Annotated in this window: 11 protein-coding genes; 7 read left to right on the top strand and 4 right to left on the bottom strand. The window is 73.3% G+C overall.

Going from position 1 to position 12,308, the window contains the following annotated elements:
• Positions 1-4 precede the first annotated feature (4 nt).
• Complete coding sequence (locus ACFYXV_RS13745) at positions 5-1,225, bottom strand: ROK family protein (protein ID WP_389382959.1); 1,221 nt, start codon at positions 1,223-1,225, stop codon at positions 5-7.
• A 185-nt stretch (positions 1,226-1,410) separates the two neighbouring features.
• Entirely contained in the window at positions 1,411-2,493 is a 1,083-nt protein-coding gene (locus ACFYXV_RS13750) for a mechanosensitive ion channel family protein (RefSeq protein ID WP_389382960.1), read from the bottom strand.
• A gap of 262 nt (positions 2,494-2,755) precedes the next feature.
• On the opposite strand from ACFYXV_RS13750, the gene ACFYXV_RS13755 reads away from it, so the two are divergent.
• The 4 genes from ACFYXV_RS13755 to ACFYXV_RS13770 all read left to right on the top strand — a co-directional run bounded on the left by ACFYXV_RS13755 (position 2,756) and on the right by ACFYXV_RS13770 (position 6,063).
• Positions 2,756-3,292, top strand: a complete 537-nt coding sequence (locus ACFYXV_RS13755) for an HNH endonuclease (protein ID WP_383345250.1) — start codon at positions 2,756-2,758, stop codon at positions 3,290-3,292.
• A gap of 248 nt (positions 3,293-3,540) precedes the next feature.
• Positions 3,541-3,777: a hypothetical protein gene (locus tag ACFYXV_RS13760; RefSeq protein ID WP_385476017.1), complete on the top strand. Its 237-nt coding sequence runs from the start codon at positions 3,541-3,543 to the stop codon at positions 3,775-3,777.
• Positions 3,778-3,799: 22 nt separating this feature from the next.
• Positions 3,800-5,794, top strand: coding sequence for a 4-alpha-glucanotransferase (locus tag ACFYXV_RS13765; RefSeq protein ID WP_389382961.1), 1,995 nt, complete (start codon positions 3,800-3,802; stop codon positions 5,792-5,794).
• 20 nt (positions 5,795-5,814) lie between these two features.
• Positions 5,815-6,063 (top strand): hypothetical protein, encoded by a 249-nt coding sequence (locus ACFYXV_RS13770; RefSeq protein WP_385476021.1) that lies wholly within the window; start codon positions 5,815-5,817, stop codon positions 6,061-6,063.
• A gap of 133 nt (positions 6,064-6,196) precedes the next feature.
• On the opposite strand, the gene ACFYXV_RS13775 is transcribed toward ACFYXV_RS13770, so the two are convergent.
• Entirely contained in the window at positions 6,197-6,715 is a 519-nt protein-coding gene (locus ACFYXV_RS13775; RefSeq protein ID WP_385476023.1) for a MarR family winged helix-turn-helix transcriptional regulator, read from the bottom strand.
• A gap of 111 nt (positions 6,716-6,826) precedes the next feature.
• On the opposite strand from ACFYXV_RS13775, the gene ACFYXV_RS13780 reads away from it, so the two are divergent.
• Genes ACFYXV_RS13780 through ACFYXV_RS13790 form a run of 3 tightly spaced genes read left to right on the top strand, consistent with a single transcriptional unit; the run spans position 6,827 to position 9,656 of the window.
• A complete protein-coding gene (locus ACFYXV_RS13780) occupies positions 6,827-7,762 on the top strand; it encodes an EamA family transporter (RefSeq protein ID WP_389382962.1) in 936 nt (311 codons plus the stop codon).
• Positions 7,763-7,814: 52 nt separating this feature from the next.
• Positions 7,815-8,741, top strand: coding sequence for a DMT family transporter (locus ACFYXV_RS13785; RefSeq protein WP_389382963.1), 927 nt, complete (start codon positions 7,815-7,817; stop codon positions 8,739-8,741).
• Between the two features lie 9 nt (positions 8,742-8,750).
• A complete protein-coding gene (locus tag ACFYXV_RS13790) occupies positions 8,751-9,656 on the top strand; it encodes a LysR family transcriptional regulator (protein ID WP_389382964.1) in 906 nt (301 codons plus the stop codon).
• Positions 9,657-9,725: 69 nt separating this feature from the next.
• Here ACFYXV_RS13790 and pepN read toward each other — a convergent pair whose 3' ends face one another.
• Positions 9,726-12,305 (bottom strand): aminopeptidase N, encoded by a 2,580-nt coding sequence (gene pepN / locus ACFYXV_RS13795; protein WP_389382965.1) that lies wholly within the window; start codon positions 12,303-12,305, stop codon positions 9,726-9,728.
• Positions 12,306-12,308: the final 3 nt, after the last annotated feature.

The following is a 12,308-nucleotide window of genomic DNA, read 5'->3' on the forward strand; positions in this document are numbered from 1 at the left end:
GAGGTCAGCGGCGCGAGGTGTCGAAGACCTCGTCGCGGGTGGTGGCGAGGGCGCTCTCCAGCGCGCCGCGCAGTACGGGCCGGTCGCGCACGGTGCCGGACACCAGGCGCGGCCGCGAGGGGGCGAGATCGGCGAGCTCGGACTCGACGAGCCCGCGCAGCACGTCCCCGCCGGCGGCGGTCACCGCGCCGGACAGCACCACGATCTCCGGGTCCAGTACGGCGACCAGCGAGGCGATGCCGGTGGCCAGGGCGGTGGCGTACTGCCGGAGGAACAGCAGGTTCGCCCCTTCGGGGCGCTCGGCCGCCCCGGTCAGGAGCGCGACGGCCGCGGCGACCGGCGTGGCCGTCGCTCCGGCGTCCGGGCCGCCGGGCGGCGCCCCGATGCCCAGCGCGGCCGCCATCGCCGGCACCGCCTGTACGCCGGCCAGTTCCTGGTACCCGCCGGAGTTGACCTGGGCGACGTGCCGGACCAGGGGGTGGCCCGGTACGGGCAGGAACCCGACCTCCCCGGCGCCGCCGGTCCAGCCGCGGTGCAGCCGGCCGCCGAGCACCAGGGCGGCGCCGAGGCCCTCCTCGTTCCACAGCAGGACGAAGTCCCCGTGGCCGCGGGCCGCACCGAGCCGCTGCTCGGCGACGGCGGCCAGGTTCACGTCGTTCTCGTACTCGACCGGCATCGGCAGGGCCGCCGCGAGTTCCTCCAGGAGGGTGGGGGAGTGCCAGCCGGGCAGGTGGTCGGCGTAGCGCAGCGCCCCGGTGCCGGGGTCGAAGGAGCCCGGGGTGGCGATGACGACCCGGTGGACGTCGGAGCGTTCGAGCCCGGCGTCCCGGGTGGCCGCGCCGAGGGCCCGGGCGACCCGGTCGACGGCGCCGGTGCCCTCCGCGTACGGGAGGGCGTGGCTGCCGATCACCTCGCCGGTGAGATCGGCGACGGCCGCGACGATGCCGCTCGGGGTGACGTCCAGTCCGGCGACGTGGGCGGCGCGCGGGTTGACCCCGTACAGCTGGGCGTTGGGTCCGGGGCGGCCGCCGGCGGTGCCGGAGGCCACGACGAGCCCGGCGGCTTCGAGGCGGGCGAGCAGCTGGGAGGCGGTGGGCTTGGAGAGCCCGGTGAGACGGCCGATCCGGGTGCGGGACAGGGGACCGTGCTCCAGCAGCAGGTCCAGCGCGGCGCGGTCGTTCATGACGCGCAGGAGGCTGGGGGTACCCGGGGTGGTGCCGGTCATGGGCGCTCTCCGTCATCGGCTCGGTCGACGGCTGGGTCGACGGCACGGCTCCCTCCGTGGCGCATGCGCCCGTCAGGAACTGTTAGGTAAGTTTCCTATCGGTGTTTGAGTCGTGTCAATGCCGCTGCCCCCGCAGAAATGAACCTGCGGGGGCAGCGGTGTGGTGAGGGAAGGGGAGAAACGGACTACTTGGTGATCCGGGGGGCGCCGACGGACGGCGGGATCGGGGCGGTGGCCAGGGACTGGGGGGAGGCCGGGTTCGCGAGCGCCGACGGCGCGGCCACGGCGGCCGACGGGTCGACGGCGTCCTCCTCGTCCTCGGCGGCCGGCAGACCGCCGATGATCCGGATGCCGGCCTCGTCGAACGCCTCCTTGATCCGCCAGCGCAGCTCGCGCTCCACGGCGAACTGCTGGCCCGGCATCGTCTTCGCCGAGACCTTCACCCTCATCGAGGCCAGCAGCACCTCGTCCAGCCCCAGCACCTCCACCGGACCCCACAGGCGCTCGTCCCACGGGGATTCCTTGGCCAGGCCCTCGGCGACGTGCTTGACCACCTCGCGGATGCGGGTCAGGCTCTCCGACGGTTTGACCTGGACGTCCACGCCCGCCGTCGCCCAGCCCTGGCTGAGGTTGCCGATCCGCTTGATCTCGCCGTTGCGGACGTACCAGATCTCGCCGTTGTCCCCGCGCAGCTTGGTGACGCGCAGGCCGACCTCGACGACCTCGCCGGAGGCCACGCCCGCGTCGATCTTGTCGCCGACGCCGTACTGGTCCTCCAGGATCATGAACACGCCGGACAGGAAGTCGGTCACCAGGTTCCGCGCGCCGAAACCGATCGCCACACCGGCCACACCGGCGCTCGCGAGCAGCGGGCCGAGGTTGATGCCGAGCGCGCCGAGCACCATCAGCCCGGCCGTGCCGAGGATCAGGAACGAAGCCACCGAACGCAGGACCGAGCCGATCGCCTCGGAGCGCTGCCGCCTGCGCTCCGCGTTGACGAGGAGCCCGCCGAGCGCCATGCCCTCGACGGCCTCGGCGCCCCGGTTCATGCGCAATATGAGCTTGGTCAGCGACTTGCGGACCAGCGAGCGGAGCGCGGCGGCGATCACCAGGATCAGCAGGATCTTCAGGCCGAGGTACAGCCATCCGGCCCAGTTCTCCTCGATGAAACTGGCGGCGTTCGTGACGCTCTCGTGGGCCTCCTTGACGGAAGCGGCCGGGTCCGGGGTGTCGGCTGCCAGGGGCAGCAGGGCGGCAGGCCAGGGCACGACGGGAACCTCCAGGTATAGCGGTCTGCCCGCGGAAAGGGGTGTGCGGGGCAGGCCATCCACACTAACGGGGCATTCGGGTGTCCCCGTTGCCGTGTTCGAGGGAGAGACCGGACTCACCTGGGGATGAAGCGGGTGTGGTTGAAAACACCTCGGACCCGTTACGGGCGCGTGGTGGCGCTTCGACCAGCCGTAAGGGGAGACTGGAGAGCAGATCGTCCCGGCGCGAGCCACGCGCCGCCGACGTACAAGGAGGCAGTCCGTGCCGCACGTCCTGGTCCTCAATGCGTCGTACGAGCCGCTCGGCGTCGTACCGCTCCGCCGCGCGCTCGTCCTCGTCCTGGAGAACAAAGCCGTCTCCCTGGAGGAATCCGGCGCCTTTCTGCACAGCGCGACGAGAGTCGTCCCCGCGCCCAGCGTGGTCCGGCTCAAGCGCTTCGTGCGGGTCCCCTACCGGGGGCCCGTTCCTCTCACCCGCCGCGCGCTGTTCGCCCGCGACGGCGGACGCTGCATGTACTGCGGCGGGGTCGCCACCAGCGTCGATCACGTGATCCCGCGCAGCCGGGGCGGGCAGCACGCATGGGACAACGTGGTCGCCGCATGCCGGCGGTGCAACCACGTCAAGGCGGACCGCCACCTGCTGGAGCTGGGCTGGCGCCTGCGCCACCAGCCCGCTCCGCCGTCGGGCCTGGCCTGGCGCATCATCGGCACGGGCCACCGTGACCCCCGCTGGATGCCGTACCTGGAACCGTACGGTGCGGAGGCGGCTCTGGACCGCATCGGCGCGGCCGCGTCGTAGCCCCGGGGCGCCGGGGCCAGGCCGGGCCCGCCCCGGCCCCGGGGTCCTGCCGGGCCCCCGCGCGGTGTCGTCTCCCCGCGCGGCCCGGCCACGCCCCCTCACGCCCCGCCTCCGCTGCGGGCGCCGGCACGTGCGCGTCGGCGAAAGAGCGCGGCCCGCGCCTGCGGCCGTGGGGGTTCTGACCTGGATACGCCAGGAATGCGGCGCTGTACACGGGGTATGGCTGCCATGTTCCCCGGCGGTGTTCCATGGTTCCTGATCCACCCTCACGCCCCGTACGGACAAAGGAGCAACCGCCCGTGAACACCGCACCCGGCATCCGACACACCCCTCTCCTCGCCCACCTGCCCGCGCAGGCCGGGCCCGTCGAGGGGCCCCTCACCAGCGAGCCCCCGCTCGCCGGTTCCGCCCACGCGCCGCTGACCAGTGAGCCCCCGCTCACCGGGGAGGCGCCGCTGACGAGCGAACCGACCACGCCCGCCTAGACACAGGGACACAGGTACTCACATGGACGACCTCGCCCGGCTCGCGGCCCTGCACGGAGTCGCCACCGCCTACCAGCCCGCCGAGGACGTCACCGTCCGGGTCCCGGAGGCCACCGTCGCCGCCGTGCTGCGCGAGCTGGGCGTGGACTGCGCCACTCCGGAGGCCGTACGGGGGCACCTGGCCGAAGCCGGGCGCGAGGTCTCGCACCGGCTGCTGCCGCCGGTGATGGTGTGGTGGGCCGGGTCGGAGCGGCCCGCGGCGCTGGCGGCGCTGCCTCCCGGCACGCGGATCGGCCTGGAGGGCGACGAAGCGGGCGGCGAAGCCGGCGGCTGGGAGCCCGGCGGGCGCGGGGTGCCGCCCCTCGGCGTGCACCGGCTGAGCGCCGAGACCCCCGACGGGCGTACCGAGGACGCCACGCTGATCGTGGCCCCCGAGCGGGCGCCCGGTGGGGGCGTTCGGGTGCACGGGGTGCTGGTCCAGCTGTATTCCCTGCTCTCCGAGCAGTCCTGGGGCATGGGCGACCTCGGTGATCTCGCCGCGCTCGCGCGGTGGGCCGGGCGGGCCCACGGGGTCGGCTTCGTCCAGGTCAACCCGCTGCACGCCGCCGTCCCCGGGACGCCGACCGACCCCAGCCCGTACCGGCCCTCCTCGCGGCGCTTCCCCGACCCCGTCCACCTGCGCGTCGAGGACGTCCCCGAGTACGCCGACTGCCCGGAGCGCGACGCCCTCGCCGAACTCGCCGGGCAGGGCGCCGAGCTGCGCCGCGAGGTGCTGGAGAAGGGGGCGCTGATCGACCGGGACGCGGTGTGGGAGGTGAAGCGCCGGGCCCTCGAACTGCTCTACGCCGTTCCGCGCAGCCGCGGCCGCGAGAGGGAGTACCGGGAGTTCTGCGCCGAGCAGGGCGAGGCCCTCGACCGGCACGCAGCCTGGTGCGCGCGAGACGGCCTGTCCGCCGACTTCCACCGCTGGCTGGTCTGGCTGACGGACACCCAGCTCGCCGCCGCCCAGCGGGCCGCCCGCGACGCCGGGATGCCGGTCGGCATCGTGCACGACCTCGCCGTCGGGGTCCACCCCCACGGCTCGGACACCCTCGGCCCGCCGCTCTACGCCAAGGGCGTCTCCGTCGGCGCCCCGCCCGACGCCTTCAACGCGCGCGGCCAGGACTGGGGGCTGCCGCCGTGGCGGCCCGACCGGCTCGCGGCCACCGGGTACGCCCCGTTCCGGGCGCTGCTGCGCGGGGTGTTCCGCTACGCGGGGGCCTTGCGCATCGACCACGTCATGGGTCTGTTCCGGCTCTGGTGGATCCCGGAGGGCGCGCCGCCCTCCGAGGGCACGTACGTCTCGTACGACGGCGAGGCGATGCTCGCCGTCCTGGTCCTGGAGGCCCACCGGGCCGGGGCCCTGGTCATCGGCGAGGACCTCGGGACGGTGGAGCCGCGCGTCCGCGAGGCGCTGGCCCGGCGCGGGGTGCTCGGCACCTCGGTCCTCTGGTTCGAACGCGACTGGGCGGGCGACGGGCAGCCGCTCGCCCCCGCGGCCTGGCGCACCGACTGCCTGGCCACCGCCACCACCCACGACCTGCCGCCCACCGCCGCCAAGCTGGCCGGCTCCCACGTCGAACTGCGCGACCGGCTCGGCCTGCTGACCCGCCCGCTGGAGCGGGAGCGCGCCGAGGACGCCGCCGACACCGCCCAGTGGCTGGACGTACTGGAGGGGCTCGGTCTGGACACCAAGGGGGAGGAGGCCGCCGTACGGGCCCTGTACGGGTTCCTGCTGCGCACCCCCGCCCGGATGGTCGGCGTATGGCTGCCCGACGCGGTCGGGGACCGGCGGCCGCAGAACCTGCCGGGCACCTGGGACCAGTACCCCAATTGGCGGCTTCCGCTCGCGGACTCGGCGGGACGGCCGCTGACCCTGGAGGCACTGGCCGCCTCGCCCCGGGCGAACGCCCTGCTGAGCGCCGTGCGGGAGGGGGCGGGTGCCCGTACGGCACCCCCGGGCGCGCGCGGCGTTTAGGTGTTCGCTACGTTTGCACCGTGGACAAGAAGAACGCTCTGCGCGCCGGCGCCGTCACGGCCGGATCGACGCTGATGATGCTGCTGATGACGTCTCCCGCCCTCGCGGTGGCCCGCGACGACGGCGACGACCCGGGCCCGGGCCTGAGCATTGCCCAGACCCTCGGCCTGTACGTGGCCACGCCGATCGCGCTGTTCCTGATCATCGCGGGCCTGGTGATGGTCCTCGACAAGTCGGACAGGCCGCGCAAGCAGCAGCCCGCCGCCTGAACAGACTGAACGGCCGGCCCCGGTAGGGGCCCGGCCGCCATCAGACCTCCGGAGCGCCGGGGGTCCGCAGACCGTTGCCCTCCCGGGCCCCGGTGCGGACCTCCGGCGCTCCGTCGTGCGTTCGGGGGCCGCGTCAGGCTCCCTGGACCTCGGCCATCAGCTTGCGGAGCAGGCCCCCCAGGACGGCGACCTCCTCCTCGCCGAGCCCCTTGAGCGCGGCGCGCTGTACCTCCAGCCCGGCGGAGACGGCCTCGTCGATGAGCGCGAGCCCGCGGTCGGTGATCGTCACCCGGAGCCCGCGCCGGTCGTGCGGATCGGGCGTGCGGAAGAGCAGGCCGGCCTTCTCCAGCTTGTCCAGGCGCCCGGTCATCCCGCCCGTCGTGAGCATGAGCGTGGCCGACAGCTGGCGCGGCGAGAGCGTGTACGGGTCGCCGGAGCGGCGCAGGGTGGCCACGACGTCGAACTCGCCGCGCGAGATCCCGTACGGGGCGTAGGCCCGCTCCACCGCGTCCCCCATGGTCCGGGCGATCCGGTAGACGCGGCCGAAGACGGCCATGGGGGCGGTGTCCAGGTCCGGTCGCACCGCGTACCACTGGTCGATGATCGCGTCGACGGCGTCACGGTCGACGGCGTCCGCAAGAGCCTCGGTCATGAGACGCAGTATCCGGCCTCCCTCCGGTCATTCGCAAGAAAGTTGCTTGCAGGAAAGTAGCTTAGGAGTAAGCTACTTCCCAGCAAGCAGCCTACTGGGGGAGCCACTGCCGTGAAGCGTTTCGCCACCGTCGCCCTGACCGCCCTCGCCCCGATCTCCTGGGGCTCGACCTACGCCGTCGCCACCGAACTGCTCCCGCCCGACCGGCCCCTGTTCACCGGGGTCATGCGGGCCCTGCCCGCCGGACTGCTGCTCACGGCCCTCGCCCGCAGACTTCCGCGCGGCGCGTGGTGGTGGAAGGCCGCCGTCCTCGGCACCCTCAACATCGGCGCCTTCTTCCCGCTGCTCTTCCTCTCCGCCTACCGGCTGCCCGGCGGGGTAGCGGCCGTCCTCGGTTCCGCCGGGCCGCTGTTCGTCGTCGGACTCGCCGCCCTCGTCCTCGGGGAGCGGGCGCGGCTGCGGACCGTACTCGCCGCCGTCGCGGGGGCGTTCGGCGTGAGCATGGTGGTCCTGACGGCCGCGGCCCGGCTGGACCTCGTCGGCATCGTCGCCGGTGTGGTCTCCTCCGCCTCCATGGCCGCGGGCACGGTCATGACCAAGCGCTGGGGGCGCCCTGAGGGAGTCGGTCCGCTGGCCCTGACCGGCTGGCAGCTCACCGCGGGCGGGCTGGTCATCATCCCCGTCGCGGCGCTGGTCGAGGGGGCGCCGCCCGCGCTCGACGGCAAGGCCTTCCTCGGTTACGGCTACATGATGCTGATCAACACCGGTATCGCGTACTGGCTGTGGTTCCGCGGGATCGGCCGGCTCACCGCCACCTCGGTCACCCTGCTCGGTCCGCTCTCCCCGCTCACCGCGGCCGTCATCGGCTGGGCGGCCCTCGGGCAGGCCCTCTCGCCCGTGCAGGTGCTGGGCATGGCGATCGCCTTCGGGGCCACGGTCGCGGGCCAGCTGTTCGCGGCCGGGACCAAGACAGAACCGTTCAGTTCTGCTGAAGAGAATGATCGAAACATTTCGATGGACCTGACGGATGGGCCGGTGCGACGGTAGAGCCACTTCAGGTCAGACCTGATCACACCGGCACCCGAGGGGGAGACACACCGTGGCCGTCATGGACAGGGTCCGTACCGTTGCGCAGCAGACGTCCGGCAGCCGGGCGGCGAAGGGGTCCACCGGACTCGGCCTCCTCCTCGCCCTGGTCGCGACGGTCGTCTGGTCCGGCAGCTTCGTCGCCACCCGGGGGATGGCCGGCAGCGTCCCGCCCGTCCAGGCCGTGTTCTGGCGCTGGATCATCGCGGCGCTCGCCGTCGCCCCCTTCGCGGCCCGCCAGGCCTGGCAGCAGCGGGCGCTGATCCGCCGCCACCTCGGATTCATCGCCCTCGCCTCGCTGTTCGGCGTCGCCCTCTACAACACGCTGGTCCACCAGGCCGGACTCACCACCTCCGCCTCCAACATGGGCATGATCATGGCCGCCTCGCCGGTCGTCATGGCGCTGTACGCCCGCCTCGGCGGCGAACGGTTCGGCGTCCGGCGGACCTTCGGACTGCTGCTCGCCGCGTTCGGGGTGTTGCTCCTCGTCGGGGACGGTTCGCTCGGCTTCGACTTCGGCGCGGGCGACCTGTGGATGTTCGCCGCCGCGCTCTCGTTCGCCACGTACAGCGCGCTGCTGTGGCGCAAGCCCGCCGAGCTCGGCGGACCGGCCTTCCTGATCACCACCTTCGTGCTCGGCGCTGTGATGCTGGCCCCCGCCTACGCCGTGTCCGTCACCGTCCAGGGCGGCTTCGAAGTCACCGCGGGCACCGGTGGGATGCTGCTCTACGTCGGCGTCATGTCCTCCGCGGTCGCCTTCTTCGCCTGGAACAAGGCCGTCTCGCTCATCGGCGCGGCCCGGGCGGGAGTCGTCTACTACCTCCAGCCCGTGTGCGTCGCCGGCCTCGGCCTCCTCCTGCTGGGCGAGCGGACGGGACCGGCGGAGCTGCTCTGCACGGCACTGATCCTCGGCGGCGTGAGCCTGGGGGCCCGCCGGTAGGTTCGGTCCATGACCGAGTGGGACATCAAGAAGCTGCGGATCCTGCGGACCCTCGCCGACCGGGGGACCGTGACCGCGACGGCCGAGGCACTGCACATGACGCCCTCGGCCGTTTCGCAGCAGCTGACCAATCTCGCCCGGCAGGTGGGGGTTCCGCTGCTGGAGGCGCAGGGGCGCCGGGTCCGGCTCACGGACGCGGCGCACCTCGTACTGCGGCACGCGGAGGCGGTGTTCGCGCAGCTGGAGCGGGCGGACGCCGAGCTGGCCGGTTACCTGGCCGGGGAGGCGGGGGAGGTCCGGATCGGGGCCTTCTCCACGGCCGTGCCGGCGCTGGTCGTCCCGGCGGTGGCGGCGCTGCGGCGCAGCCATCCGGGGGTGGAGGTGCGGGTACGGGAGACCGAGGCGGCGCAGTCGTACGAGCTGCTGGCGGCCGGGGCCGTGGACCTGGCCCTCTCGCTGGCGGCGCACGCCCCCACCGCCCGGGATCCGCGGTTCACCCGCATCACGCTGCTGGAAGACCCCCTCGACGTGGCCCTCCCACCGGACCACCCCCTCGCCGCGGCGCCGGCCCTGCGGCTGGCGGACCTCTCCCGGGACGCGTGGATCTACGGGGGCAGCGGCCCCTGGCAGGAGATCGCCCGCAACGCCTGCGAGGCCGCCGGCTTCGTCCCCGAACAGGCGCACTCGGCATCCGGCTGGACCGCGATCCTGGCCATGGTCGAGGCCGGGATGGGCGTGGCCCTGGTCCCGCGCATGGTGTCGAGCCGGGCCTCGGGGGTGGCCGTGCGGGTCCTGGTCCACGACCGCCCCACCCGGCACGTCCTGGCGGCGACCCGCCGCGGCGGCGAATCAGCTCCGGCGGTCTCCAGGGTCCTGACGGCCCTGCGTACGGTGGCCGCGCACCGCAATCCGTGACCGGACCACCGGTGCCCCCGCCCCGCGGGAGCGGGACGGGGGCACCGGACGGTCAGGCTGCGGGGCGGGTCAGGAAGCCGACGCCGCGTCCGCGGACTGGGCCTTCAGGGCGCGCTCCACGCCCGAGCGGGACTCGGAGACCAGGCGGCGCAGCGCCGCGTTCGGCTCCGCCGCGGCCAGCCAGGCGTCCGTCGCCGCCAGGGTCTCCCGGGAGACCTGGAGCGAGGGGTAGAGGCCCACTGCGATCTGCTGGGCGATCTCGTGGCTGCGGTTGTCCCAGATGTCCTTGACCACCGCGAAGAACTTCTCGGCGTACGGGGCCAGCAGCTCGCGCTGGTCGGTCTGGACGAAACCGCCGATCACCGCGTCCTGCACCGCGTTCGGCAGGTCGGCGGACTCCACCAGCGAGGCCCAGGCCTCCGCCTTGGCCTCGGCCGTCGGACGCGCGGCCCGCGCCGTGGCCGCGTGGCGCTCGCCCGCCGCCGTACGGTCGCGCTCCAGCTCCGCGTCGATGGCCGCGTCGCCCAGGACACCCGTCGAGACGAGGCGCTCCAGGAACGCCCACCGCAGCTCGGTGTCCACGACCAGGCCCTCGACCTCCGCCGCACCGTCGAGCAGCGCCGACAGGAACGTCAGCTGCCCCTCGGTGCGCGCCGTCGCCGCGAACGCGCGGGCCCAGGCCAGCTGGTGGTCGCTGCCCGGCTCGGCGCCGCGCAGGTGCTCCAGCGCGGCCTCGGTCCAGGTCGCCAGGCCCTGCTCCCGCCACGCCGGGTCGGCGTACAGGTCCACGGCCAGCTTCACCTGGCGGTGCAGCGACTGGACGACGCCGATGTCCGACTCCTTGCCGATGCCCGACAGGACCAGCGCGAGGTAGTCGCGCGTCGCCAGCTCGCCGTCGCGGGTCATGTCCCAGGCCGAGGCCCAGCACAGCGCCCGCGGCAGCGACTCGGTGAAGTCGCCCAGGTGCGCGGTGACGTTCTCCAGCGAGACCTCGTCCAGGCGGACCTTGGCGTACGACAGGTCGTCGTCGTTCAGCAGCACGACGGCCGGACGGGCCCGGCCGACCAGCTGCGCGACCTCGGTCAGCTCGCCGTCGATGTCCAGCTCGATGCGGTCCGTACGGACGAGCTTGCCGCCGTCCAGGTCGTACAGGCCGATCGCGATCCGGTGCGGGCGCAGCGTCGGCTCGCCCTTCGCGCCCGCGGGCAGCGCCGGGGCCTCCTGGCTGACCGTGAACGCAGTGATCGTGCCGTCCGCGGCCGTCTCGATGCGGGGGCGCAGGACGTTGATGCCGGCCGTCTCCAGCCAGGCCTTCGACCAGGCGGTCAGGTCGCGGCCCGAGGTCTTCTCCAGGGCGCCCAGCAGGTCCGACAGGCGCGTGTTGCCGAAGGCGTGCGCCTTGAAGTACGCCTGCACGCCCTGGAAGAAGGCGTCCGTGCCCACGTACGCGACGAGCTGCTTGAGCACCGAGGCGCCCTTGGCGTACGTGATGCCGTCGAAGTTGACCAGGACGTCGTCCAGGTCACGGATGTCGGCCATGATCGGGTGCGTGGACGGCAGCTGGTCCTGCCGGTACGCCCAGGTCTTCATCGAGTTGGCGAAGGTGGTCCACGCCTGCGGCCACTTCGTGCCCTCGGCGGACGCCTGGCAGGCGACCGAGGTGTACGTCGCGAACGACTCGTTCAGCCACAGGTCGTTCCACCACTCCATGGTGACCAGGTCGCCGAACCACATGTGCGCGAGCTCGTGCAGGATGGTCTCGGCGCGGCCCTCGTACGCCGCGTCCGTCACCTTCGAGCGGAAGACGTACTGGTCGCGGATGGTGACCGCGCCCGCGTTCTCCATCGCGCCCGCGTTGAACTCCGGGACGAAGAGCTGGTCGTACTTGGCGAACGGGTAGTCGTACGCGAACTTCTCCTGGAACCAGTCGAAGCCCTGGCGGGTCACGTCGAAGATCGCGTCCGCGTCCAGGAACTCGGCCAGCGACGGGCGGCAGTAGATGCCGAGCGGCACCGACTGGCCGTTCGGGCCCTCGTACGAGCTGTGCACCGAGTGGTACGGGCCCGCGATCAGGGCCGTGATGTACGTGGAGATGCGGGGCGTCGGCGCGAAGCGCCAGACGTTGTCCTTCACGTCCGCGGCACCGGGCGTCGGGGAGTTCGAGATGACCGTCCAGCCCTCGGGGGCCGTCACGGTGAACTGGAACGTCGCCTTCAGGTCGGGCTGCTCGAAGCTGGCGAACACGCGGCGCGCGTCCGGCACCTCGAACTGGGTGTACAGGTAGGCCTGCTCGTCGACAGGGTCGACGAAGCGGTGCAGGCCCTCGCCCGTGTTGGTGTAGGCGCAGTCCGCGACGACGCGGAGCTCGTTGGGGCCGGCCGCGAGGTGGTTCAGCGCGATGCGCGCGTCCCGGAAGACCTCGGCCACGTCCAGCGACTTGCCGTTCAGGACGACCTCGTGCACGGCCGGGGCGACCAGGTCGATGAAGGTCTCGCCGGCCTCCGCCGACCGGAACCGCACGGTGGTCACGGACGGGTACGTGCCGCCCTCCTGCGCACCGCTGAGATCGAGTTCGACCTCGTACGAGTCGACGGTGAGCAGCTTCGCCCGCTGCTGAGCCTCTTCACGGGTGAGATTCGTGCCAGGCACGCG

Source organism: Streptomyces sp. NPDC002181 (assembly GCF_042890485.1).
Lineage (GTDB): Bacteria > Actinomycetota > Actinomycetes > Streptomycetales > Streptomycetaceae > Streptomyces.